The 23,724-nt window shown below is 40.0% G+C and carries 24 protein-coding genes and 1 pseudogene; 16 read left to right on the plus strand and 9 right to left on the minus strand.

All coding sequences use genetic code 11. The annotated features are described in order from the left end of the window. Positions 1-26 precede the first annotated feature (26 nt). The 3 genes from SYN7509_RS0208100 (at position 27) to SYN7509_RS0208110 (ending at position 4,680) form a co-directional block, all read left to right on the plus strand. Positions 27-1,982, plus strand: a complete 1,956-nt coding sequence (locus SYN7509_RS0208100) for a GMC family oxidoreductase (RefSeq protein ID WP_009632879.1) — start codon at positions 27-29, stop codon at positions 1,980-1,982. Between the two features lie 45 nt (positions 1,983-2,027). Then, complete coding sequence (locus tag SYN7509_RS0208105; RefSeq protein WP_009632880.1) at positions 2,028-3,758, plus strand: patatin-like phospholipase family protein; 1,731 nt, start codon at positions 2,028-2,030, stop codon at positions 3,756-3,758. A gap of 214 nt (positions 3,759-3,972) precedes the next feature. Then, positions 3,973-4,680 carry a DUF2996 domain-containing protein gene (locus SYN7509_RS0208110; protein ID WP_009632881.1) on the plus strand — a complete coding sequence of 236 codons (708 nt, stop codon included), beginning with the start codon at positions 3,973-3,975 and terminating at the stop codon, positions 4,678-4,680. On the opposite strand, the gene SYN7509_RS0208115 is transcribed toward SYN7509_RS0208110, so the two are convergent. Next, on the minus strand, positions 4,677-5,186 hold the full coding sequence (locus SYN7509_RS0208115; protein WP_009632882.1) for a TM2 domain-containing protein: 510 nt from the start codon (positions 5,184-5,186) through the stop codon (positions 4,677-4,679). The two genes, SYN7509_RS0208110 and SYN7509_RS0208115, sit on opposite strands and share 4 nt — an antisense overlap. 244 nt (positions 5,187-5,430) lie before the next feature. Between SYN7509_RS0208115 and acsF the strand changes: the two genes are divergently transcribed. From acsF to SYN7509_RS25445, 5 genes and pseudogenes are all read left to right on the plus strand, one after another. After that, positions 5,431-6,507, plus strand: a complete 1,077-nt coding sequence (gene acsF, locus SYN7509_RS0208120; protein ID WP_009632883.1) for a magnesium-protoporphyrin IX monomethyl ester (oxidative) cyclase — start codon at positions 5,431-5,433, stop codon at positions 6,505-6,507. 74 nt (positions 6,508-6,581) lie between these two features. Then, the gene (locus SYN7509_RS0208125; RefSeq protein WP_202807216.1) at positions 6,582-7,238 is read left to right on the plus strand and encodes a hypothetical protein; all 657 of its coding nucleotides are present in this window, start codon (positions 6,582-6,584) and stop codon (positions 7,236-7,238) included. A gap of 146 nt (positions 7,239-7,384) precedes the next feature. Then, positions 7,385-7,636 (plus strand): annotated as a pseudogene (locus SYN7509_RS25440) (DUF6932 family protein); the annotation flags it as partial. After that, entirely contained in the window at positions 7,603-7,824 is a 222-nt protein-coding gene (locus SYN7509_RS31895) for a DUF6932 family protein (RefSeq protein WP_432205681.1), read from the plus strand. The pseudogene SYN7509_RS25440 and the gene SYN7509_RS31895, both read left to right, overlap by 34 nt. Continuing rightward, the gene (locus tag SYN7509_RS25445; RefSeq protein WP_009632886.1) at positions 7,821-8,309 is read left to right on the plus strand and encodes a helix-turn-helix domain-containing protein; all 489 of its coding nucleotides are present in this window, start codon (positions 7,821-7,823) and stop codon (positions 8,307-8,309) included. Before SYN7509_RS31895 ends, SYN7509_RS25445 begins: the two co-directional genes overlap by 4 nt. 60 nt (positions 8,310-8,369) lie before the next feature. Here the strand turns inward: SYN7509_RS25445 and SYN7509_RS0208140 are convergent, their stop codons facing one another. Continuing rightward, positions 8,370-8,576, minus strand: a complete 207-nt coding sequence (locus SYN7509_RS0208140; RefSeq protein ID WP_009632887.1) for a hypothetical protein — start codon at positions 8,574-8,576, stop codon at positions 8,370-8,372. A gap of 122 nt (positions 8,577-8,698) precedes the next feature. On the opposite strand from SYN7509_RS0208140, the gene SYN7509_RS0208145 reads away from it, so the two are divergent. Together SYN7509_RS0208145 and SYN7509_RS0208150 are read left to right on the plus strand one after the other, a co-directional pair. Further along, positions 8,699-9,601, plus strand: coding sequence for a hypothetical protein (locus tag SYN7509_RS0208145; protein WP_009632888.1), 903 nt, complete (start codon positions 8,699-8,701; stop codon positions 9,599-9,601). A 1-nt stretch (position 9,602) separates the two neighbouring features. Then, positions 9,603-10,301 carry a hypothetical protein gene (locus SYN7509_RS0208150; RefSeq protein ID WP_009632889.1) on the plus strand — a complete coding sequence of 233 codons (699 nt, stop codon included), beginning with the start codon at positions 9,603-9,605 and terminating at the stop codon, positions 10,299-10,301. 72 nt (positions 10,302-10,373) lie between these two features. On the opposite strand, the gene SYN7509_RS0208155 is transcribed toward SYN7509_RS0208150, so the two are convergent. Beyond that, positions 10,374-11,294: a DMT family transporter gene (locus tag SYN7509_RS0208155; RefSeq protein ID WP_009632890.1), complete on the minus strand. Its 921-nt coding sequence runs from the start codon at positions 11,292-11,294 to the stop codon at positions 10,374-10,376. 472 nt (positions 11,295-11,766) lie between these two features. On the opposite strand from SYN7509_RS0208155, the gene SYN7509_RS0208160 reads away from it, so the two are divergent. The 5 genes from SYN7509_RS0208160 to urtE all read left to right on the plus strand — a co-directional run bounded on the left by SYN7509_RS0208160 (position 11,767) and on the right by urtE (position 16,819). Continuing rightward, positions 11,767-13,155, plus strand: coding sequence for an ABC transporter substrate-binding protein (locus SYN7509_RS0208160; protein ID WP_009632891.1), 1,389 nt, complete (start codon positions 11,767-11,769; stop codon positions 13,153-13,155). Between the two features lie 78 nt (positions 13,156-13,233). Continuing rightward, positions 13,234-14,181 (plus strand): urea ABC transporter permease subunit UrtB, encoded by a 948-nt coding sequence (gene urtB / locus SYN7509_RS0208165; protein ID WP_009632892.1) that lies wholly within the window; start codon positions 13,234-13,236, stop codon positions 14,179-14,181. 35 nt (positions 14,182-14,216) lie between these two features. After that, complete coding sequence (urtC, locus tag SYN7509_RS0208170) at positions 14,217-15,293, plus strand: urea ABC transporter permease subunit UrtC (protein ID WP_009632893.1); 1,077 nt, start codon at positions 14,217-14,219, stop codon at positions 15,291-15,293. Positions 15,294-15,375: 82 nt separating this feature from the next. After that, positions 15,376-16,131 carry an urea ABC transporter ATP-binding protein UrtD gene (gene urtD / locus SYN7509_RS0208175; RefSeq protein WP_009632894.1) on the plus strand — a complete coding sequence of 252 codons (756 nt, stop codon included), beginning with the start codon at positions 15,376-15,378 and terminating at the stop codon, positions 16,129-16,131. After that, entirely contained in the window at positions 16,106-16,819 is a 714-nt protein-coding gene (urtE, locus tag SYN7509_RS0208180) for an urea ABC transporter ATP-binding subunit UrtE (RefSeq protein ID WP_227501483.1), read from the plus strand. The genes urtD and urtE overlap by 26 nt, the downstream gene beginning before the upstream one ends. Positions 16,820-16,994: 175 nt before the next feature. Here the strand turns inward: urtE and SYN7509_RS0208185 are convergent, their stop codons facing one another. The 3 genes from SYN7509_RS0208185 to aroB all read right to left on the minus strand — a co-directional run bounded on the left by SYN7509_RS0208185 (position 16,995) and on the right by aroB (position 20,009). Further along, on the minus strand, positions 16,995-17,267 hold the full coding sequence (locus tag SYN7509_RS0208185) for an FmdB family zinc ribbon protein (RefSeq protein WP_009632896.1): 273 nt from the start codon (positions 17,265-17,267) through the stop codon (positions 16,995-16,997). A gap of 23 nt (positions 17,268-17,290) precedes the next feature. Next, on the minus strand, positions 17,291-18,466 hold the full coding sequence (gene fmdA / locus SYN7509_RS0208190; protein WP_009632897.1) for a formamidase: 1,176 nt from the start codon (positions 18,464-18,466) through the stop codon (positions 17,291-17,293). A gap of 451 nt (positions 18,467-18,917) precedes the next feature. Beyond that, a complete protein-coding gene (aroB, locus tag SYN7509_RS0208195; RefSeq protein ID WP_009632898.1) occupies positions 18,918-20,009 on the minus strand; it encodes a 3-dehydroquinate synthase in 1,092 nt (363 codons plus the stop codon). 88 nt (positions 20,010-20,097) lie between these two features. On the opposite strand from aroB, the gene petL reads away from it, so the two are divergent. After that, positions 20,098-20,193, plus strand: a complete 96-nt coding sequence (gene petL, locus SYN7509_RS31545; protein WP_071994149.1) for a cytochrome b6-f complex subunit PetL — start codon at positions 20,098-20,100, stop codon at positions 20,191-20,193. 46 nt (positions 20,194-20,239) lie between these two features. Here the strand turns inward: petL and SYN7509_RS0208200 are convergent, their stop codons facing one another. From SYN7509_RS0208200 to SYN7509_RS0208210, 3 genes are all read right to left on the minus strand, one after another. Next, positions 20,240-21,841, minus strand: coding sequence for a B12-binding domain-containing radical SAM protein (locus SYN7509_RS0208200; RefSeq protein ID WP_009632899.1), 1,602 nt, complete (start codon positions 21,839-21,841; stop codon positions 20,240-20,242). Between the two features lie 128 nt (positions 21,842-21,969). After that, complete coding sequence (locus SYN7509_RS0208205; RefSeq protein WP_009632900.1) at positions 21,970-22,173, minus strand: DUF4070 domain-containing protein; 204 nt, start codon at positions 22,171-22,173, stop codon at positions 21,970-21,972. 233 nt (positions 22,174-22,406) lie between these two features. Further along, positions 22,407-23,687 carry a hypothetical protein gene (locus tag SYN7509_RS0208210; protein WP_009632901.1) on the minus strand — a complete coding sequence of 427 codons (1,281 nt, stop codon included), beginning with the start codon at positions 23,685-23,687 and terminating at the stop codon, positions 22,407-22,409. Between the last annotated feature and the right edge of the window lie 37 nt (positions 23,688-23,724).

The raw sequence follows: 23,724 nt of genomic DNA on the forward strand, positions 1-23,724 counted from the left end.
TTGTTTAAATTACTGATTTCAAACCTATGAATAGCAACATTGAAGACACCCAAATCTATGATTACATCGTTGTTGGTTCTGGAGCGGGGGGCGGCCCTTTAGCAGCCAATTTAGCCAAAGCAGGTTACAGCGTCCTGTTACTAGAAGCTGGGGGCGATCCTTTGCAAACCGATGATGGGAAACCAATGGAGCGTTACAGCTACTCAGTTCCGGCTTTTCATCCCCGCTCAACCGAAGACGACGATTTGCGTTGGAGTTTCTTTGTCAAGCACTATGCAAATGACGCAAAACAACGCCGCGATAGCAAGTATCACAAAGAACAAAAAGGGATTCTCTACCCCCGTGCGGGGACGCTTGGTGGTTGCACGACTCACAACGCCATGATTACGATTTATCCTCACAACAGCGACTGGGATAAACTCGCCGAAATTACCGGGGATTCGTCTTGGCAAAGCGACAATATGCGTAAATATTTTGAGCGCTTAGAACAATGCAGATATATCGAGCGTCCCCAAAGTATTGAAGATAACACCAGTCGGCACGGGTTTGATGGCTGGCTGGCGACATCACTCGCCGATCCTAAACTTGCAGTGCGCGATCGCCAATTATTAGGCACGATTGTTAAAGCTGTTTTAACTACCTTGCAAGACAAAGTACCCAATTTTTTCCAGCGAATACAGTATCTATCTTCCCAACTCAGTAACAGCTTTTTCTCAATCCTCAAAGGCGAAACGGCGCTCAAAGATATCATCGATCAATTGCTCGATCCCAACGATTGGCGAGTAGTGCAAAACCGCCCGGAAGGGGTATTTATGATTCCTTTGGCCACTAAAGATGGTCGGCGCATTAGTACCCGCGACTATATCCGAGCAGTGGAGCGCCAGCACCCCGACAAGCTAAAGGTACAAACTCATGCCTTGGTAACTCAAGTGCTATTTGAACCCGATGAAGGCAAATACAAAGCGATCGGTGTGGAATATCTAGAAGGGAAACACCTATACGGGGCAGATCCTAGAGCTTCCCAAACCAATAACTCTACAGCGCCAAAGCGTCAATACGCCAAACGAGAAATTATCCTCTCTGGGGGTGTATTTAATACGCCTCAATTGCTCAAGCTCTCTGGTATTGGTGCAGAGGAAGAATTAAAGCAGCTTAATATCCCTGTAAAAGTTAACTTACCTGGAGTAGGAGCAAACTTACAAGATCGTTATGAGGTGGGCGTTATTAGCCAAATGAAAGAAAATTTTGTCCTCCTAGAAGGCGGTACTTTCAAAGAACCCGAATCAGCAGACGCACCCAAAGATCCGCATCTCCAAGAGTGGGAAAAATCCAAGTCTGGCTTATATACCAGCAATGGGGCGGTGATTGGAATTATCAAAAAATCCGATGAAAAGCTGAATGATCCTGACTTATTTATCTTTGGCTTACCGCTTCACTTTAAAGGGTATTTTCTCAAATACGCTGACGAAATTGCCGCCAAGAGCGATCGCTTTACCTGGGCAATTCTTAAAGCTCATACCAACAATACGGCGGGGACGGTAAAATTGCGTTCCACTAATCCCCAAGACGTACCAGAAATCAACTTTCATTATTTTGATGAAGGTAACGACACCAAGGGCGAAGATTTGCAAGCGGTAGTCGAAGGGGTCAAATTTGTTCGGGAATTAACCGACCAATCGGATTTATTTATTAAAACCGAAATGTTACCCGGCGGTGAAATTGACCAAGAGGACGAAGTTAAGCAGTTTATCAAGGATGAAGCCTGGGGACATCATGCTTGTGGAACTTGTAAAATTGGACGACCAGAGGACAAAATGGCAGTTTTAGACAGCAATTTTCGCGTGTATGGAACGCAAAATTTGCGCGTAGTCGATGCTTCGGTATTTCCTTTTATTCCTGGCTTTTTCATTGTTGCCCCCATCTACATGATTAGCGAAAAAGCCTCGGATGTAATTATTCAAGCTGCCCAAAATCAGCCTTAAACAAGCGATACAACCTGTCAATTTATAAATTAGGAAAAATATATCATGGCTCAAAAACTAGCGATCGCCATTAGTGGTGCTGTTTCTTTAGGTAGCTTCGAGTCTGGGGTAATGTACGAGATTATTGAAGCTATTGCTCAACACAACTTGCACCCAAATACCACCGAAGACCAAAAAATTGTTATTGACGTAATTACTGGAGCATCCGCCGGAGCAATGACGGCGGCGATTGTCGCTCAAAAACTGCTGTTTGAAGCTGATAAACTCCGAGAACCTCTCCACAACGATATTTACCGCGCCTGGGTAGAAGAAGCTGACATTCAAACGCTACTTCAGTTTGGAATGGAAGATAATCCTGATATGGCGATTTTGTCCTCTGGCTTTGTGCAGCAAGTTGGCAACAAGTATCTGTTGAATCGCTATAACTCTAATGCTCCAACAAGTATTGCTAAACGCCACCCGGCGGTAGCTAAGAGTATTCAGCTAGGAATTGCTTTATCTAACCTCAATGGGTTTGACTTCAAAATTAACTTAACTAACATCCAAGGACAACTAAATTCAGACAACCAGCAAAACAATGCTTTTACCTACACAAAACATAAAGATTGCTATATCACCCAAATTCAAAGCGACAAAGATGATAACTATAATCTTTGGGAATTAATCAAGCGTATTGCGATCGCTTCTGGTTCGTTTCCCTTCGCCTTCCAAGTACAGGAAGTTGACAGAATAAGCTCTGATTCAGCTTATAAAGGCTCAGAATTTTATACTGAGCCAGAACCCGGAAAAGAGCCGAATAAACAACCTTTTGCCTATACCGATGGCGGTGTTTTTGAAAATGAACCTTTAGGTATGGCAATTAGTCTAGCCAAAAAACTCGATAAATCCCCCCAAGATTATGAAAAACGCTTTTTCCTCTATGTAGCTCCAGGGCCGAAAAGTTCTAGCATAAATAAGGATTTTACTGCGGCTAAAGCTTTCTATGTGAATACAGCCTTCGCTTTAGCTGGAGGAATTTTTACTCAATCACGCTTTCAAGATTGGATTCAAGTTAGCGATGCCAATGAATCGGTGGAAAAGTTTAACAATCAAGCTCTGTTTTTAAGAGACTTACTTAAGCAACATCCAGAAAAATATTCAGAGTTTGCCGAAGTTGCCGAAAAACTTTTAAACACTCTTTATACAGATATCAAATACAGAGAAGCGGACGAAAAGCGACTAAAGCAGCAGTTTGAGGAAGAAGTGCAACAACTTACTAGCTTGGGAGAAAATGGCAAAGCGATTGCTAGTAGTTGGTTGAAGGCTGTTCAAGCTCTAGAAAAAGCGGCTAACCTTGGCGCTAAAGAGCTTTTGACCGTTTATGCTATTACTGCCAAAGATGGAGAATTAGCTGGAGAAAAATTATCAGCTTTTGGTGGTTTCTTCGATCGCAAGTTTCGCGATTACGATTACTATATTGGGCGTGAAAAGGCTGCGGAGTTTCTGAGAAATCTTCAAAAGCAAAATAGTCAAGGTGGTAAAAAAACAGGTCAAATTTATTTGCTTAACTGTAATCCTGGACAAAATTTACAAAAACCTGCCGTTCATTTGGGAGACGTAGAACTAGATAACGTTGACCGAAAATTGCGTAAGCAAGTTAAAAGTCTGCTTTTGGAACGTTTGGGGAGAATTATTGATTCTGTAGAAAAACGACCATTAATTGCCTTTCCTTTGAAGTTTTTTGTCAAAAAAATGGCTGAAGATAAACTAGAGGAAATTTTGCACTTGAAGCGATAGAGTTTTTGCTTGTTACTACCTAAAAAGTGGTTTTTGCATAAAACTGTTTTTTTTAAAAGGCGATCGCATTTCCAGAGCAGTTTATCATCGCGGCTACGGCTGATTGCTAGTAGCCTCCTTCACCTTAATGATGAGAAAAAATCGCTTTCTAGCTATAGCTCAACGGTGCTGTGTCAAAATGACTGTAAAAGTAATTCCTTCCTAAACCCCAATCATGGCAGATACTACTCCAAATAATTCCCCTGAAGAACAAGCACCGACTGGGAAAACTGCGGGAGAAAATGCCCCACCAAGTACCGTAGACCAGCAAGCTCCAAGTATAGTTGAGGAGCATCTTCATAGTACATCCGAGGCAGAGGCTACCGATATTCCTACTGCCAATGCGCCCGATCCTACGGCAGTAGATCCTGAAATTAATCCTAACGCCAGCAAAGAAAAACCCACCTCCGAAGCTTCTACTCCTGACGAATCCGCCTCCCAAGCTAAACCACCCAAAAAGAGCGCCCCCGCCGACAAAGCAGATTCACCCGCCGCCAAAAAAGAAAAAGCTCCCGCCGTTGAAGACAAGCCTTTTGCGGAATTTGTACAGCAACACTATTTACCAGCATTGCAAAAAGCCTTCGCAACTCAAGGAGTACCAGAAGCAAATTTAAAGTTTGAAAAACAAAAAGTTGCGATCGCAGGTTATGATTCTAGCGAGTGTTGGCAAGTCAAAGGCAGCTTATACAACGGTTTGCGTCAATTTAGCGTTTATTTCCCTCAAGAAAATATCCAAGGACAAAGAGCTTTTTCCTGTAACGAAGGCTCTAAACCAAGTACCCTAGAATCGTTTTTGATTGACGAGCGCAAAGTAACTTTAGATTTGCTAGTATTTGGCGTAATTCAGCGCTTAAATGGTCAAAAATGGCTGGCAAGAAACTAGCTCAATTCTAAAAAGTGATAGATAACCACTCCAGTATCGGGGTGGTTGTCTATTGCTACATAACCAGTTTTCAGCATTTCTCTTAAAGTTGCTTCAACTTCAGCAAAACTAGCTTCTGTATCCATGACAGCTTGAGTAACGGAGAGCTTTCCTCCTCTACGCTCCGCCGCTAGAAGCAATTTCATCATTAATTGCGATCGCGTATATTTGGAACTAATAACGCTACTAGCAACTACAGGCTGATACAACGGAATCCCAACTTCCGATACTCCTAATCTGGCTCGTAGTTTTGTATTATGCTCGTCTACCATATTGGGAATCAACAATAAATCTACTAATTGTCCAACCCCAAATAAACCCAAAGTGCAAAGCCACAACAAACCTGTAAAAACTTTGCCATTGTACAACCGATGCAATCCATGTAACTGTAGTAAGCAAGCAAGCCAGAGAAAATAAGCGCTGGATACTTTCGTCTCTGGCGGTGTTGGTGGTTCGTGGTTCATCATTTAGCTGCCTAAAATTAGCGCTTGATAGATATATTTTCGCGCTACTGCTTCTTTAGTGACAACACATATTTGGGCTTTAGTTCCGATATCAGTTAAAGATTAGTTACAAAATTTGCCTCAATGTTGCAACTCTTAACGTAATAACTGAGAAACTTCGCCTTTAGGATTGCTAAACTAAATTCCATAAAGAGCGTATTTGCAGCATTAGCACGCTACCTTTCGTCAAAAGAGATTAAAAAAAGACATGGTAGATTCCCTCAAAAAACCGAGCTTTGAAGAAATGCGTCCGGGGGTAAAAGTCCCCTCCAAGGAAACCCTACTTACACCTCGGTTTTACACCACCGACTTTGAAGAAATGGCGCAAATGGATCTCTCGGTAAATGAAGCCGAGCTAAGAGCGCTGTTAGCAGAATTTCAGACAGATTACAACCGCACTCACTTTACCCGCGATGCCGAATTTGAGCAATCTTGGGAACATATAGACGGCGAAACTCGCCAAGTATTTGTAGAATTTTTAGAACGCTCTTGTACGGCGGAGTTTTCGGGCTTTTTACTTTACAAAGAACTCAGCCGTCGCTTAAAAGACAAAAACCCTCTACTAGCGGAGTGTTTTAACCTCATGTCACGCGATGAAGCGCGTCATGCTGGCTTTTTAAATAAGGCGCTATCAGACTTTAATTTGTCGTTAGATTTGGGATTTTTGACGAAAAGTCGCAAATATACCTTCTTTAAGCCTAAGTTTATCTTCTACGCCACTTATTTATCCGAAAAAATTGGTTATTGGCGATATATCTTGATTTACCGTCATTTAGCCGCTCATCCTGAAGATCGGATTTATCCTATATTCCGCTTCTTTGAAAATTGGTGTCAAGACGAAAATCGGCACGGCGACTTTTTCGATGCGATGATGAAGTCTCAACCCAAAATGTTGAATGATTGGAAAGCTCGGTTGTGGTGTCGGTTCTTCTTGCTGTCAGTATTTGGGACAATGTATCTCAATGATATTGGGCGCTCGAAGTTTTATGCAGCCATTGGTCTAGACGCGCGCGATTACGACAAGCAGGTAATTGAAAAGACTAACGAAACGGCTGGGCGAGTGTTCCCGGTGATTTTGGACGTTAAAAAGCCAGAATTTTATGATCGCCTAGAAACTTGTACTCAGAATAACGATAAATTGAGTGCGATCGCTAGTTCCTCTACTCCCAAGTTTCTGCAACTATTCCAAAAACTGCCTTTATACATTTCTAATGGTTGGCAATTTGTGCGCCTGTATTTTATGAAACCTATTGACATGGCTTCTGTGCAAGGTAAAGTTCAGTAAATTTTAACCGTTTGGTGCTATGAGTGACTTTGCTTGAAGCGGAGTCACTTTTTTTTGGGAATTTACGCTAAATAATGAATTATTGCCTATTTGCTTTGATTTCTACAAGTCTTTGCTTGCCTATGGCTGTTAAAAGTGCGCCACTACCAAGTACTGCTAAAGATTTAAGTATTGAAAATAGCCCAGTTTTTCAACGTTGGCAGCGTCAAATACCAAATATTTTAGAAGATATTAAAAACGATCCTAGTTTTCGGACTCGTTTGCGGCTAGGTTACAATCTTTTTTCCACCGAAAACGGCGTAAATATTGGCGTAGAAGATGTATTTATAGGGCGAAGCAGGTTAACAGTCAGTGGAGAGTATCAGCAAGCTTTTAGAGGGGATAATACTAGCTATGGTGGCGATTTGCATTACTACTTGCGTCCTTTGGGTAGCTATGTAAATATTGCGCCGCTTGTAGGCTATCGGCATCTGCAAAAGGACGAATATTCACTAGATGGCGTTAATGTTGGTGCGAGGTTGCTATTAGTATTATCTCGCGGCGGTGCGGCAGATATTGCTTTAACTCAAAGCTGGGTTTCTCCCGGTACGGCGGAGGAAGTGGGATTAACTACACTTTCTTTTGGTTATGCTGTTACTTCCAATTTGCGATTATCTACAGATATTCAAAAGCAAAACTCTAGGCATAGTAAAGATAATCGGGTGGGAATTGTTTTGGAGTGGATGCCTTAAAGTAATAAAAGTGCGATCGCTCAATACGCAATCTAGGTAAAATACTACCTAATTTTTAGTTGGCTGAATTAACCCACGATGATTTGACTTCTAGCAATTATGTTATGCTCAACACAACTTTTTTGTTGTGTTAGGATTGTGAGGAGATGATTCCACCATTTAATTCCAATGGTAACCTGCCACCAGGAATTCATTTTTGCTCCTGGGAAGAATTTGTAGCGCGATTTGGAAGTATACAATATCGGTTAAACCTGATAGCAGGACTCAAAATTGCAATGGAACAGTTACAGACAGCAGGTTGTTCAACTATTTATATTGATGGCAGCTTTGTAACTAACAAGTTAATTCCAGGTGACTTCGATGCGTGTTGGAGTGGCAATGGTGTGGATATGAACAAGCTAATATCTATTGCTCCTACTTTGATCGTAAGCGTGAGGCTCAAAAAGCTGAATACGGAGGAGAATTTTTCCCTGCTGAGTCGGAAGCGGATGGCGATGAAACTCATTTTCTAGAGTTTTTTCAAAACGACAAAGATAGAAACCGAAAAGGGATAATAGCTATAGATTTATTGAAGTGGCAGCCATGATTAAGAATGAGAGACAGTACCGTATTACTAAGGCTCAAGCGCAAAAGTTTCAGCAAGCACTGACAAAACTGACAGAATACTCAGAAGAAGCAAAACAGGTCAATCCCTTGTTATGGCAAGCTAAGAAGTCAGCAATAGAAAGTCAGTTAAATGAATTGCAGGAGGAAATTAAGGAGTACGAAAGACTTGCTAAAAGTTCTTCTAGTAAGTCGATAGCGTTAGCAGGTGGATCGATAGAAGCATTACCAAAAGCTTTGATTGAAGCGCGTATAGCTGCGAAAATCAGCCAGAAAGAATTAGCTGCTCGACTGGGAATTAAAGAACAGCAAATCCAGAGGTACGAAGCGACAAACTATGCCTCTGTAAAACTGTCACGAGTTATAGAAGTAAGTCAAGCTCTTGATATTAAGTTGCCATCTATAAGAAGAATGGTAATAGCGAAGTCAAAAAAACTCCCTTCTAAAAGACTGGAACGTTCAGTTTAGAATTAAAAGCACTTAAGTATAGTGGATGCCTTAAAGTTATATAAATCGCCAAAAATTAGTTTAAATCTGGGTATAGATAGTTCCTGTAACTATGCAATTAACTGGGACTCCATGAAAATTTGTGGGGATTTGCTTCTTAACTTCCTCATTATTCGTGTAAATATTCAAAGAGCGATCGCTAATTCCAAATCCTTCTATTCCTGAAATATCACCAAGCTCTTTTTTTGCGGCTGCCTTAATAGCCTGCATATCTATTTCTTCTGACATTTAGACCTCCCAAGCCCTATATAGTTTTGCCTAAGTTATAGGATATCAATATTAATAAAAACATGGGCTAAGATACTTAAATAAGTACAAAGGTACTTGTTGGAATTTACTCAAATTAGCAAATGTACACTCCCGAACAACTTAGCCAACTTTTTGACGAAGAGTCTCTTCGGTATATACATAACAAAAATAGAGGTGGTAGTAGTGCAGCAAAAGGCAATACCTATGAAAACTTTTTTGCTATTTATCAAATAGCTCTGCGATCGCAACAAGTAATTGAAAGCAACAAAGAAATCATACTTTCAAGCCAGATTGTTGCTTTTGTTGAGGACTTGATCGTTGATTGCCAAGATGCAAATCCCCTCCAACACTATCAATTAAAAAATAGTGAAAATGAAAGCTGGGGACAAGGACTGAGAAGTATATCTGATGATTTTATAAAACAATACGATCTCAATAGGTCTATATCCAAACAATCACATATTTACTTGGTTGTTTCTTCTCGAATACTCAAAAATAAATTAGAATCAACTATGCCCTTAGCTATTCAGAAATATAGCCAAGTAATTTATTTTTCTTACGATGCCGAGCTAGTCAAGTTAATTACGTTAGAACCTGAGTTTCAACAAGCTATAGAGTATCTCAGTGCTTACGATCGACCTGCTCCTGATAAGATTGAGTGTGTAGCAAAGGTACTACTGGGCGCGTGGGCTTCTAGCGCTAAAACACAAGTATCTATTATGGAGATACTAAAAAAAGCTCAAGATATGACTCCCTGCTTCATCCGCTCGTTTAGCAAGGATTTGAAACTAGATCCTGCTGTTGAAAATATTTTAGCTAGTATCGCTGATTTTACCTATAATTTGACAAAGGGTTTTCTATATTGGCAGTTCAAAGATGGACTTATGGAGGGTACGTTACCTTTTAGCATGGAGACAAGCCAGTTCAAACAATTCCAAGAACTCCTAAAGAAAAATCCTCCAACTTGCTTTGAGGAACTTGAGGTTTACTTACCTATTGATTAATATGACGAGAAGCTATTCAAACCTCGTAAATGAAAATATCAAAGATTTGCTCGGCATTCTAGCCGATAAAAATGTTGCACCCGATATTTACAAAGATACGATGACTAAGCTTGGTATGTTTTTGGGTAATGCAATTCTAAATCATATCGACAAAGAGCATTGCAATGTTTACCTTGCTTGCACCGTTGAGGATGCGGATTTTCTTAGCTTAGGAATGCTCTTAACTCTAGAAAAAAAAATTAAAAAAGTTGGTTTCGCCTGTTTTTGGAATCAGCGTTTTTCACCTTTTGAAATTGAAGATATAAAAGTAGCGCCAATTTTAAAAAAATACCAAGAACCAGCAAACCTACCTACCAATTATTTGATTATTGTAAAATCAATCATTTCTGGAGCTTGTATAGTGAGAACAAACCTTACTGATTTAATTCAAAAAATTGAACCTGAGAAAATATTTATAGCTGCTCCAGTAATATATGTAGAAGCAGAACAGAAACTTAAAAATAGCTTTGAAAAACCTATATATGATAAATTTAATTTTTTCTACTTTGCTAAAGATGATAGGCGCACAGATGACGGTGAAGTAATCCCTGGTATTGGTGGAAACGTTTACAATCGGCTCGGTTTTGATGGACAAGATTCTAAAAATAAATATATTCCTGAAATTGTTAAAGATAGGCGCTCTAAATTCATAAAAAGTTAGAGTGTATATCTCAAAAATTAGAGATTTATGGCGAAACAGTGATGAAGTGCGATCGCGCTACAAAAAAGCTGCTTAACCGAGATAAAATATAGTTGCAATGCCAAAAATTGCTACTCCTGCCCCTAAAATTGCTCTAATACTAGGCTTTTCTCCAATAAAAACAGAAATTGGCAAGATAAATATTGGTGCAGTATTGGTTAAAGTTAAAGCAATTCCTACCTCTGTAAATTTGATTGCTGTTTGCTGCAACCAAATTCCTAAATAAGTCCCCATAAAAGCAGCTAACCCAATCCCTGCAAAAACTCGTGGCGTTGGCTTGTAAGCAAAACTATTTTGTTGAAGGCGTAAAAATGGTAATAAACTAACAACTGCGGCACTTATCCGCAGTAATGCCGCCCATAGAGGAGAAATACTGTTATTGGCGATCGCCGCCCGCGCTAAAATCCCCCCAATTGCTAAAGAAATCGCGGCAATTATGCCAAATATAATTCCTTTACGCAGATATACGGGGCGACCTTCGGTAGCTGGGGTACGTTCGGTTACAACCCAAGCAACTCCGGCAACTGTTAATAAAATACCACCCCAAACACTAGCTTTTAAACGTTCTTGTAGAAAAATTAGTGCCAAAATTGCTGTAATGGGCGGGGCTAAAGTTTCCATTAATAAAGCACGACGCGCACCTAAACAATTTAACGCTGCAAAAAATGCCGTATCGCCTAAACCAATGCCGATACTACCGCTTAGTAATAGTAAGCATAAGTTAGTTGCTGATACAGTAGGGAATAACTCGCCACGCACTAATAAAGTTAAACCTAGTAAAATAATTGCGATCGCGCCTTTAAATAAGTTTAAGTACATTGGTGAAATTTCTCTCCCCAAACTCCCATAAATCACCGACGACACCGCCCAAAGACTTGCAGCACTGAGCGCGGCGATTTCTCCTGGATACTTTACTAGCCAAGAACTTGATATCTGTTCTATTGCGATCAACATTTAGCTAAGTACAAACATTTATGCATTGGTAAAAATTAAGTGTAATTTTACTAAATTATTTTGGGTATTCTTAAGCTGGACATGGTTTTGTTTATTAGTCTGAACGCCTGAATTTACCGACGAGTTTACGTTGAAAATAGACTAAATCTTTAATAAAATGTATCCAAAGTAACAACACAGATAAAAAATTTTGTGGTAATCCTAACACTTAAGTTTAATAAGGCGTTGTAGTGAACCAAGGTCAAGGATCGAAAAAGTGTTGCTATTGCTAGGTTGTCAGACACAGTTAGTTTGGTTTGGAGATTAGAAGTTACTTATAAGTTTGAGATAAAATCTCAAACTCAATTAGTTTAGCCCCGTCTGACTACCGATAATAAATCTATGGAATTAGTTTACGACCAACTAGAAAAACTTAGCCATAGCACCTATTTTGTAAAGCCTAGTGAAGGCAGATAAAGGAGAGTTTAATTTAATGACATCGCGCGAACCCATAATTATCGTTGGTGGCATCAATCGCCGTAAATTTATCAAGTATGGCTCGTTAGCCCTTGGTAGTGGCGTGCTTGCAGCCTGCTCTGGTGGCGAACAGCCTTCAGCCCAAAGCCCCGGTAGTGATGCTAGTCCCGCCGCTTCTGGGGGCGATGGCATCAAAATTGGAGTGATGTATTCGACGACTGGAACAATCGCCATTGTGGAGAAGTCTTTGCAGGATGCTACTTTTCTAGCGATCGATCAAATTAATGAAGGTACAGGCCCTTGGAAAGGTGGAAAAGGGATTAAGGGTAAACAGTTGCAACGAGTCGTAGTTAACCCCGATTCTAACTGGGACTTGTACAACCAAATGTCCAAACGCTTAATTGATGAAGATAAAGTTGCCTGCGTTTTAGGTTGCTATACTTCCGCAAGTCGTAAATCGGTACTACCAGTTTTTGAAGAAAAAAACGCCATCCTCTATTACCCGGTTTACTACGAAGGTAATGAATGCAGTTCTAATGTATTCTATACGGGTGCTGCACCCAACCAACAAATTACCGATTCTATTCCTTATTGTGCCAAAAACTTTGGCAAAAAAGGCTTTTTCATTGGTTCAGATTACATTTATCCCAAAGAAAGCAACCGCATCGCTAAAGCAGAATTAGTTAAATCTGGCGGTGAAGTTGTTGGGGATGAGTACGCGGCTTTGGGAACTACCGAATTTATTACTATTATTAATAAAATCAAGCAAGCAAAGCCAGATTTTGTTTTGAGTAACTTAGTCGGTGACAGTATTCCAGCTTTTTACAGACAGTATAAGGATGCTGGGATTACTTCGGCGGACACTCCGATTATGGCTTACCCCACTACTGAAGAAGAAATTCAAGCGATGGGTCCAGAATACGCGGAAGGTCACTACAGCAGCTTTAACTACTTCCAAAGTGTAGATACGCCAGAAAATAAGGCATTTGTGGAGCAGTTTAAGGCAAAATTTGGTCAAGATCGCGTAACGAATGGCGTTATGGAAGCGGCTTATTTGCAAACTTTCTTTATGGCGCAAGCAATGGAGAAATTACTAAATGAAGGCAAAGAAATTACTCCTGACAACTTACGGGAAGCAACTCGCGGTCAAGTTTTTAATGCTCCCCAAGGTACAGTAAAGAGTGATCCCGATAACTACCATACTTACTTGTATTCAAGAATTGGGAAGTGGAAAGCTGATGGTCAAGCAGAGATTGTATTTGCCACCCCGGCGGCGGTGAAACCGATTCCTTGGAGTCAGGCACTTTACAAAGGTCGTACTTGCGTTCATGGTTCGCCTGATGGGCGTACTAACTCAATTAAAGAAACAGGCGCAGACTTAAAAGTTGAGTACCTGAAGATTTAAGTAGTTAGACTAACTTGAAATCTCTAATCTTTAAACAGGTTAGAGATTTTTACTAATTTAATCGGGCAATAATTTGTAATGTATTTATCCATAATTGAATTACTAGCACAAGCTCCTACTGCCAAAAGCTTAGATTTAGTAACCTTTACTAACCAACTTCTGAATGGAGTTGGTATTGTGGGAGTTTTATTATTAACGGGGTTGGGATTAGCGATTACTTTTGGAGTGATGCGAATAATTAACCTAGCTCATGGTGAATTCATCATGTTAGGCGCATACACTACTTTTGTAATGCAATCCACTTTCAAGATGGATTTAGTGCTAACTATTCCTTTTGCTTTTTTATCTACAGCAATTATTGGGGCAATTATTGAGCTAACTATAATTAGGCGGCTTTACGGTCGCCCTTTAGAAACTTTACTTGCCACTTGGGGTTTAAGTATTGTGCTTCAAGGAGTTGTTAAATTAATTTTTACAGCGCAGTTAAAGTATGTAAAAGCTCCCCGTTATATATCAGGAAACTTAAACGTATTTACTAGCGCCGATGGTGGGTCAAGTATTACAATTTCCTACTATCGTTTGTTTATTGTAGCGATCGCATTAGGGCTACTAGCACTGACAGCTTACTTACTTTACGGTACGGCTTTAGGGCGACAAATTCGCGCTGTGACTCAAAATCGAGATATGGCGAAATGTTTGGGCATTAATACAAGTTTCGTTGATATGGTGACCTTTGCCTACGGTTGCGGACTAGCGGGGGTTGCTGGTGCGGTACTTTCTTCGCTAAAAAGCGTTGCGCCACCAATGGGACAAGATTATTTAGTTGATGCTTGGATGGTAGTTGTAACCGGCGGTGTAGATAAGCTAGTTGGAGTTTTGGCGGGAGCATTTTTAATTGGCGAATCGAACGCAGCGATCGCATTTTTGCTTAACGATCCTTTAGCGCGAGTGATCGTATTAGCGGCGGTAATCATCTTAATTCGCTATCGTCCTGAAGGCTTGTTTACTGTCCAAAAACGAGCTTAATTATTAAGTTGTAAATATTTAGAGCAAATAAGCAAATGACTGATGTATTAGGGGGCGTTCAACGGGCTACTATTCCTGTTAAGTTGTTGGTAACAACGGGAATTATTCTTTTACTATTTATAATTTTGCCTTTTGTATTAGGAGAATTTCAAACGGCTTTAATGGCAAAGCTGTTATTGTTTGGGATTTTAGGGATTTCTCTAGATTTAGTTTGGGGATTTACAGGCATTTTGAGTTTTGCTCACGGGGTTTTCTTTACCCTTGGTGGTTACGCTATGGCGTATTATTTAAAACTCAATTTGTCATCAACGGCAAATACTTACGGCGGCGAATTGCCGGACTTTATGGTGTGGAATGGGTTAAAAGAATTACCTTGGTTTATTGCCCCATTAAAGTTTTTTCCCATCGCCGCCATTGCTACAATTGCTGTACCCGCAGCTTTTGCTTACATTATCGGTTGGTTTATTTTTCGCTCTAAAGTGAGCGGAGTTTACATCACTATTATTACTTTAGCGATCGCATCGGCATTAACTACATTTTTTGTCAGCCAGCAAGCTTTCACGGGTGGGACGAATGGCATTACTGATGTTTCTCGTCTCAGTTTTTTTGGTGTAAATATTCCCTTAATAGGTTTGTATTACATCATTCTTGGTTTTACTACTTTAGTTTTATTTGGTAGTTGGTTACTGACAAAATCTAACTTTGGCTTAATTTTGCGATCGATTAAAGAAAACGAGCAACGAATTTCTTATTTAGGTTACGATGTCGCCAGCTTCAAGATTTTTATTTGGACACTATCGGCGGGTATAGCAGGTTTAGCTGGGGGATTATTTGTACCGCTAAATAGATTTATTTCTCCAGTATATTTAGCCGTAGCTTTTGGTACGCAAGTTGTGATTTGGGTAGCAATTGGTGGGAGAGGAACTTTAATTGGCCCGATATTTGCGGCTATTTTACTAGGTCAAGTTCAAAACTACGCCGAAAGAGTAACCCAAGATTGGCAATTAATCGTGGGCATTTTGTTATTAGTTGTCGTGCTATTTGTCCCGGATGGCTTAATGAGTTTAATTCCCAAAAAATTCAACTTATTAAACACCCGCAACAACCAATAAAAGCAGTGAATTTATCATGTAACAATTGCAACAAAAAACAACTTCAATTCATGCTACTGTAACCAAAAACTATAAAACCAATATGAATACAATACTTGCTGTTAAAGACTTAAAAGTAGTCTTTTCAGGATTTCAAGCTCTCAAAGGAATAAATTTAGAAGTCGGCGAACGAGAAATTGTCACGATTATCGGCCCGAATGGTGCGGGGAAAAGTACGCTTTTAGATGCAATTGTTGGTAAGTCTCCAGTAGCTTCTGGTCACGTATACTTTCGCGGTAAAGAAATTACTAATAAAAATCGTTATGAAATTGCGCGTATGGGAATTGGACGTAAGTTTCAAAATCCAAATGTTTATAACGATCTAACAGTATTTGAAAATATCTTATTAGCACTTAAAGGAACTCACTCAGTTTTAGCTTCAATTAAATCGAAGTTAACGAGAGTAAAAAAAGCAAAAATCGAAGCAGTTTTAGAACGAATTGGGTTGTTAGATAAAGCTTATACCAAAGTTTCATCGCTTTCTCACGGACAGAAACAATGGGTAGAAATTGGCATGGTAATCGCTCAAGATCCAACAGTGGTATTGTTAGATGAACCAACGGCGGGGATGACTTCCGACGAAACCCATTTGACAGGAGAAATTATTAAATCTATCTCCGAAGATCATTCCGTAATAGTAATTGAGCATGATATGGAATTTGTTAAGCAAATTGCTCAAAAGCTTGTAGTTTTACATCAAGGCGAAAAACTAATTGAAGGATCGGTTCAAGAAGTTCAAAATAATGCACAAGTTATCGAGGTTTATTTAGGTCGTGAACGAATTGATGTCGCTGCTTAAGCTTACAGATGTATCGGCGGGTTACGGGCAAACTCCTGTTTTAGTTAACGTCAATATGGTAGTAGAAAAAGGAGATATTGCTTGCATATTGGGTCGCAATGGTATGGGAAAAACTACCCTTTTGCGGAGCATTATTGGTTTAAATAAAGTTATTAAAGGCGATATCGTTTTTGATGCGGATGATATAACTAATATCCCAACTTATAAGAGGTCGCGTTACGGGATTGCTTTTATTCCCCAAGGGCGCGAAATTATCCCTTATCTGTCGGTTTTAGATAACTTAAAATTGGGATTAGCCGCGAGTAAGAAAAAACTCAAGAAAATACCCGATGAAATCTTTGAGTTTTTCCCCATGCTAACGCAGCATCTCAAGCGCCAAGGGGGATTACTAAGCGGTGGACAACAACAGCAACTAGCGATCGCACGGGGGCTAATGTGCGACCCCCAAATTATGCTCTTAGACGAGCCTACCGAAGGCATCCAGCCCTCTATTGTCCAAGAAATAGATGAAACCCTAAAACGAATTAATCGTGAAAAAGGGATAACTTTATTGGTGGTAGAACAAAAAATCGATTTTGCCAAACAACTAGCGCAAAAGTTTTTTATTATGGAGAAAGGGGCGATCGCTGCAAAAGGTAACACTAGCGATCTGACAGATTCCTTGGTACGGCGATATTTGACTGTTTAGGCTAGTTTTTTAAGGATGTAGCGTTTCCTAAACCAGTAAGGTGCGTAAAATTTATCATTCGTGTAAGGGCGCAATGCATTGCGCCCTTACAAATGTAACTCGCTCAATTGAGAACCTTTATAAAACTTTTATAAACTTGATTAGGTAGTCAATTGCTACCTAATCAAGTTTTATTTCAGTGACCAATTGCCCAAGGTCGTCCGTGATGATGGTTGTGTTTGTGGGCCAAATGGTTGTGCTGAGTTGTGCGTTGAACTACGCGCGGTTCGGCGCTTTGCTCAACTCGCTTACTTAATTGCGTTGGTGTCTTAAGTATTCCCACCGCAGAGATCAAGCGTTTGGCTACAGCCTGACAAGTTGGGCAAAACATCGGATCGTTTGCTGTTTGCATACTCCGGCTTTGTTCAAACACGCCACAAGCTTCACAGCGAAAATCGTACAAGGGCATTATTTGTCATCTCCTTAATTATTCTAGGTAGGCAGCACATTACGCTCAAAAATTGCCGTTGGGACAGCAATCGTACAGCAAGCGTTGGGAATGTCTACAATGCCGCTAATTCGTCCTTCTACGGGCGCAGAACCTAAAAGCAAATAAACTTGTTCGCCAGTATAACCAAACTTCTTGAAATAGGCGATCGCATTCAAGCAAGCGCGACGATAGGCAACATGAGCATCTAAATAGTACTGTTTGCCAGAAAATTCATCTACAGAGATGCCTTCAAATACCAAAAATTCTGAGTAATGAGGTTGAACCGGGCCGGGCTTAAATATCGGGTTAATTAGCCCATATTTTTCTACACCACCTTTGATGAGTTCTACGTGCAAATCTAAATAGCCAGCCATCTCAATCGCGCCGCAAAAAGTAATTTCGCCGTCACCCTGGGAAAAGTGAATATCCCCCATTGAAAGCTTTGCTCCTTCAACATAAACGGGAAAATAAACCTTTGAGCCTTTAGATAAGTTTTTAATGTCGCAGTTTCCGCCATGTTCGCGGGGGGGAATTGTGCGACAAGCTTCTTGAGCTATGCGGTCAAATTCCGCGCCTTTGAGAGAACCTAATATTGCATCCTTTGGATTTGGGAGTAAAGCTAATGCTGGTACGCGATCGGGATCTGTTGCTACTAATTCCGCTTCGCGCTTATTCCAAGTAGCCAGCAATTCATGAGAAGGAGCGCAGCCAATTAGTCCGGGGTGAGGAATCCCCGCAAACTTTACATCGGGAATGTGACGACTACGCGCGTAAATTCCTTGTAAATCCCAAATTGCTTTTTGAGCAGTCGGGTAATGTTCAGTTAAAAATCCGCCGCCATTTTCTTTAGCAAAAATCCCTGTAAAACCCCACTCATAGTTAGGCAAAGTTCCCACATCTAAAATATCGACAACCAGCAAATCGCCAGGTTCTGCACCATTGACGTGAATGGGCCCACTGAGAACGTGAGGAATAGTTAAATTAACCGTGCGGATATCTTCAGGACTATCATTGTTGTGAATTTGTCCATCCGTCCAATCTTTGCACTCAATCCGAAATACTGTACCAGGATTAACAGAAGCTACCGCCGGAATATCAGGATGCCAGCGATTATGCCCAACAGCATCTTGTTCCGTCATTGGCTTATTTAAGTCAACTTTAAACAGCACTTCTGGCATAACTTTCTCCTCTTTGCCTGCTTGTAACAAGTTAGTTATTTTGAAAGAAAATTAAGCAAGGGCAGCCTAATTTTTCTCAATAATATTATTAATTAGCAGTTAAATAAAGTAAATAAATTAATTATTTAAAACACTATTTTTCAACTGCTAAAAAATTGTATATGTTCAATAAAAGCAAAAATATATCAAGTAGATTGTATTGATTAATACAAAAAATAAAATAAACTTACAATACTTATGTAACTAGGCTTGCAAAAGCGAAAAACTTATATTTTACAGATATGACTCTGGTTTGCAGGGGGTTTGGGGGAGGCAACTCGTCCCCCAATGGGGGGTTTGGGGGGCAGACCCCCCATATCTTGGTTTTTATGCAGGTAAAATTTTAGATTAGAAATAGTAGTTATTCAAGCAGATATTTTGCTTGCTCAACAAAAGACATAAAAGAACAAATTTACTGCATTTCTTGTAAAACTTGATGAATTAAATCTGTATGTACTTGGTCAGTTATTTCTACTGCACCAATTTGAGTAGGTAGCACAAATCGAACTTTACCCGCTTTAACTTTTTTATCAGTTTGTAAAGCATCAATAATCGCATCAATATTTATTCCTGACGGCAATTTAGTTGTCAGTCCAGCTTTTTGAATTAGTTTGATTTGCTTTGCTTGAGAATCTGCATCCCACAGATTAAGTTTGAGTGCGAGTTGTCCCGCCGCTACCATCCCGATCGCTACAGCTTCGCCATGATTAACTACTTGATAGCCTGTCAAGCTTTCTACCGCATGACCGATAGTGTGACCGTAGTTAAGAATAGCTCTTAATCCCGCTTCTTTTTCATCTTTGCTGACAACATCGGCTTTCGCTTGACAAGAACGCGCCAAAATAGTTTGTAGCAGGCTTTGAGAAAGATAACGCATTTCGTCTAGGCGATCGCACTTTTCCATTTGTGCAAACAAGTCCAAGTCCCAAATTATCCCGTATTTAATTACTTCTGCCATCCCTGCTTGAAATTCTCGCACGGGTAAAGTATCCAATACTTGCGGATCGATTAGTACCAATCGCGGTTGATGGAATGCGCCAATTAGATTTTTACCCTGGGGATGATTTACGCCCGTTTTACCCCCAATAGAAGCATCCACCATTGACAACAGTGTTGTGGGTACTTGGATAAAATTAACCCCTCTTAGCCATGTAGCCGCCGCGAAGCCTGTCATATCGCCAATTACGCCCCCACCCAAAGCAACCATAGTTGAGGAGCGTTCTAGACGGTTTTCTAGGGCTTTGTCGTAGATTTGCTGGATAGAGGTTAAATTTTTGTATTGTTCGCCATCTTTGAGAATGCTTGTTGTGACATCAAAACCAGCATTTTTCAGAGCTAATGTTGCTCTTTCCCCATAATGACCAAAAACTACAGGGTTAGATACTAATAAAACTTTTTTACCTAGCTTGAGGGTAGCCATTTTTTCGCCCAGCAAATCCAAGTTGCCTGGTGCGATCGCAATGTCGTAAGACTCGGAAGGTAGATTTACACTAATAACAGGCATAGCAAATACTTCAATCGGCGACTCTACGCTGCAAGTTACTGCAACTAATGTTTCAATATTCTTTATAACTGATAACGGGGAAACACAAATGTTTGGAGTTATTTCTTACGTCTTGCTATTAGGCGGATTTTTTGCCCTGGCTGTAGGGTTACTTTTCGGTCTACGTGCGGTTAAATTGCTGTAATTACTGGGTTGGGCGCATAGGTGTAGGATGCGCCCAACGTTTAAAATTAGCTAACTAAAGCTGTGACATTTACTTGGGAAGTTTGAGCTTTTATTTTTGCTTCTTCTGCCAAATATTCGGCTAACTGAGTTTCAATTTCGACTTTGACAATTTCTCGGTACTCTAGAAAATGCTCGATTTGGGCGCAAGTTGACAAGTAACTGCTAATACCACCGCGATTGAAGCGATACATATTGAACAAGTTACGCCAGAAAGCATAACGAGTTTTGCGAACTACCCCTTGTCGCCAGCAAATTGTCAAAAATGCCTGAATTACCTTTGAGTCAACCCCAGTTTTAGAAGAATTGCCTTTATCGGGATATTTGGCTTCGCCTAAAATGCGGAAGTGGCGATAGGTACGATCTAAAAACTTCTCTGGATCGTACAATTCCCAAAAAGCTGCAATATATTCCGTGGCTATTTCTTCCAAAGGACGAGTGGGGACATAGTTCATCAACGTAGTTTGGTTGATGTTACCGTCTTTCGATCGCAGTCTGCCTTCTTTTTCGAGACGAATAGTTAAAGCTGTATCGGGTAATGCTTGCAGCATACTAAATATAGCTGTAGGAATTGAAGTTTTTTCGACAAATTTAACTACGCGATCGCCCGCGCCAGATTTTTCGCCATCAAAACCAATAATAAACCCTGCCATAACTCTAAGCCCAGTGCGGGTTATAGCATAAACAGAATCGGTTAAGGAATCGCGGGTATTTTGAAACTTTTGCGTCAAAGTCAAGCTTTCTTCGTCCGGGGTTTCAATCCCCAAAAACACCGAACCAAAGTTACAATCAACCATCATATCCATCAATTCTTGGTCTTTTGCTAAATCAATTGATGCTTCAGTAGCAAAAGAGAAAGGATAGCGTTTTTCTACCATCCATGGTTTTAAGTCTTTAAGAAACAACTTCACATTGCGTTTATTGCCAATAAAGTTGTCGTCTACCATAAAAATACTGCGTCGCCAGCCAAGCTCATAAAGATATTCTAATTCAGCGATAATTTGCGCCGGGGTTTTAGTCCGAGGTTTGCGTCCGTAAAGTACGATAATGTCGCAAAACTCGCATTGAAACGGACAACCGCGCGAAAACTGTACCGACATTTCCGAATAAGCGTCAAATTTTAGCAAGTCAAAGCGGGGAGTTGGCGTATTGCTGACATCGGGTTTTTCGCCATTAACAGCCCGGAAAGTGCCGCTTTTTTCCCCTCTTTCAACGGCTTCTACAAACATCGGCAGGGTAATTTCCCCCTCATCCAAAATCAAAAAGTCTGCTCCCGCACCTTGGGCTTCAAGAGGTAAGGCTGTAGGGTAAGGGCCGCCCACCGCTACTAATTTACCGCGTTTTTTTGCTTCTAGCACTTGGGCAAGCAAGTCTTTTTTCTGGACAATCATCGCCGAAAGAATCACCAAATCAGCCCATTGCCATATATCTTCGGTTATTTCGCTGACATTGCGATCAACTAGCTTAAATTCCCATTCTTGGGGCAAAATTGCCGCCACTGTAACCAAACCCAAAGGTGGTAACATGGCTTTTCGCCCTAACAATTCTAAAGTTTTTTCAAAAGACCAAAAGCTTTTAGGAAACAAGGGATATAAAAGTAAAACTTTCACGAAATATTTAACCTCTAATTTTGTTTTTAAACCAATCTGCTTTTTGTTGTTCAACCAAAAAGCGCTTTACGGGAAGTTCCAAAAATCCCCATCTTTGTTAATAACGTTATTGCACATATACACATATATTAGTGCTGCAAGGCGGCGGTTTTACTGGGTACAGCAGATTTTAGTTGTACCTCAGCTTCGTGAGTAAGAAACTCCTCAAGCTGACTTTCAATTTTTTGATCGCGCACGATTTGGCGGTACTCCATAAAATGCTCAATATGAGCGCAAGCCGCCAGATAATGTTCCGCAACTCCTGGATTGCGTTTAATTATATATAACCTCACACTATACTTTTTAGACGAGCTTAAAATTTATAGGCGCAAACTTGATTTAGGTTTGTAATTGTTTGTGAAATTGCTTCGTATTATAGGCGACTGAAGCCCTAATCGGTTAGCTAATCCTAGGCGATTTTAAGGGAAAATATTTATACAATTGTTACTTTAGATAGATGACAAAAATCTTAATCACTTTTTGGGTATTTTAGATCCGCCAATCACAGGTATTTTTTTGGTAGCAATTAGGCTTTTTTAGCTAACAGTGGGGAAGTAGCCAGTAAAGTGAGTTGCGCTTTTTGCCATTGAATGCCAATTAAACTAATCATAAAGAGCATATAACCTGGTTCTTCCATCCAAGAAAAAATTGCTCCGTGAACGAGTATTGTGACTAGAAAAAATTGAGATAGAGTATCGGGGCAAGTTTTCCATACTAAAACCCAGAGATATAGATAAACTCCAAGTCCAATAATTCCCAAGTCTCCCCATACACCCGCCCAAGAAAAGGTTAAGGAGAACATACTACTACCAGTAATTTTGTTGGTTAAAGGATGTGTATCATTGACAAGAAAAATAGTTTCTGCCACTTCAGGGTTGGAAGTTATACCTAATGGTTGCAAAAGTTCTTGATAATCTGGAATTAACCAAGCTAATCGCCCAATAGAATGACCAGGACCAATACCAAACAACCAGTCTAGAGGCGAACTGTAATAAGAATTAATAATCGGAAAAACTGAAAATTTTACGCCAATTCCCTGCAAAATTCTATCATCTTTACCCCAAAAAGACAAAGATGAAGAAAACGCAATTTGGGCAAACCAATAGGTTAAACCAATAATAATTATTGCGATCGCTAAGTATTTTATTATCTCTCCTAAATTTTTGAGTTTTGTAAAAATTATAATTACAAAAGAAACTACAAACACAATTAATACTTGTTTGGAGTCAGAAAAGCTAATATCCGCAGCAAAAATAACGCCTACTAATATTCGCAGCCACAGAGCTAACTTAGGATAAGTCATCACAAAAAAGACCGCCACAGCTAAAGCGATCGCCCCACCAACATGATGACCTGCTCCTTGTCCAGTAAAAACCCCTTGTACATCGTCGGGATCTGGAGAACGAATAATAAAAAATTGGTAATAAATAATAATAATGTGAATAGCGCTAAAAATCATCAGCCATGTTTTAAATTGCTCGTTACTGGTCTGAGATATAGGGATACTTGTAATTACCATCAACAACAAAAATGGTTCAGCAAGCAGCAAAAAACTTAAAACTATATTGAGAAAACCAGCATTGTTAATAAGGGCGCTAGCAGTAATTGTAGTAAATAAAATGAATAGACCAATAAAAAATTTTTTTGAGGTCAAAGTTGTAATTTTAGGAACAATCGAACCAGTAAGCAATAATACAAAAGGAAAGTGAAGAAAGTTAATTAATGCTGGCGCTCCCATTGCTGTTAGAATACGCGGAAAAAAAACTACGGCGATAAAGATTATTATTAAATTAGAAATCTTAATCATTTGTTGGCAGATACTATTATCTGTCGTCTTGGATATA

The sequence above is a fragment of the Synechocystis sp. PCC 7509 genome (genome assembly GCF_000332075.2).
In the GTDB taxonomy this organism is placed as follows: Bacteria; Cyanobacteriota; Cyanobacteriia; order Cyanobacteriales; family Chroococcidiopsidaceae; genus Aliterella.

Coding starts and splice junctions, on each gene's coding strand:
- urtD (WP_009632894.1), top strand. CDS start 15,376: ATGAATACAATACTTGCTGTTAAAGACTTAAAAGTAGTCTTTTCAGGA.
- SYN7509_RS0208155 (WP_009632890.1), bottom strand. CDS start 11,294: ATGTTGATCGCAATAGAACAGATATCAAGTTCTTGGCTAGTAAAGTAT.
- SYN7509_RS0208125 (WP_202807216.1), top strand. CDS start 6,582: ATGAATTATTGCCTATTTGCTTTGATTTCTACAAGTCTTTGCTTGCCT.
- SYN7509_RS0208105 (WP_009632880.1), top strand. CDS start 2,028: ATGGCTCAAAAACTAGCGATCGCCATTAGTGGTGCTGTTTCTTTAGGT.
- SYN7509_RS0208115 (WP_009632882.1), bottom strand. CDS start 5,186: ATGATGAACCACGAACCACCAACACCGCCAGAGACGAAAGTATCCAGC.
- SYN7509_RS0208185 (WP_009632896.1), bottom strand. CDS start 17,267: ATGCCCTTGTACGATTTTCGCTGTGAAGCTTGTGGCGTGTTTGAACAA.
- urtB (WP_009632892.1), top strand. CDS start 13,234: ATGTATTTATCCATAATTGAATTACTAGCACAAGCTCCTACTGCCAAA.
- SYN7509_RS0208145 (WP_009632888.1), top strand. CDS start 8,699: ATGTACACTCCCGAACAACTTAGCCAACTTTTTGACGAAGAGTCTCTT.
- SYN7509_RS0208160 (WP_009632891.1), top strand. CDS start 11,767: ATGACATCGCGCGAACCCATAATTATCGTTGGTGGCATCAATCGCCGT.
- fmdA (WP_009632897.1), bottom strand. CDS start 18,466: ATGCCAGAAGTGCTGTTTAAAGTTGACTTAAATAAGCCAATGACGGAA.
- petL (WP_071994149.1), top strand. CDS start 20,098: ATGTTTGGAGTTATTTCTTACGTCTTGCTATTAGGCGGATTTTTTGCC.
- SYN7509_RS0208100 (WP_009632879.1), top strand. CDS start 27: ATGAATAGCAACATTGAAGACACCCAAATCTATGATTACATCGTTGTT.
- SYN7509_RS0208140 (WP_009632887.1), bottom strand. CDS start 8,576: ATGTCAGAAGAAATAGATATGCAGGCTATTAAGGCAGCCGCAAAAAAA.
- acsF (WP_009632883.1), top strand. CDS start 5,431: ATGGTAGATTCCCTCAAAAAACCGAGCTTTGAAGAAATGCGTCCGGGG.
- SYN7509_RS0208150 (WP_009632889.1), top strand. CDS start 9,603: ATGACGAGAAGCTATTCAAACCTCGTAAATGAAAATATCAAAGATTTG.
- SYN7509_RS0208110 (WP_009632881.1), top strand. CDS start 3,973: ATGGCAGATACTACTCCAAATAATTCCCCTGAAGAACAAGCACCGACT.
- urtC (WP_009632893.1), top strand. CDS start 14,217: ATGACTGATGTATTAGGGGGCGTTCAACGGGCTACTATTCCTGTTAAG.
- SYN7509_RS25445 (WP_009632886.1), top strand. CDS start 7,821: ATGATTAAGAATGAGAGACAGTACCGTATTACTAAGGCTCAAGCGCAA.
- SYN7509_RS0208210 (WP_009632901.1), bottom strand. CDS start 23,687: ATGATTAAGATTTCTAATTTAATAATAATCTTTATCGCCGTAGTTTTT.
- aroB (WP_009632898.1), bottom strand. CDS start 20,009: ATGCCTGTTATTAGTGTAAATCTACCTTCCGAGTCTTACGACATTGCG.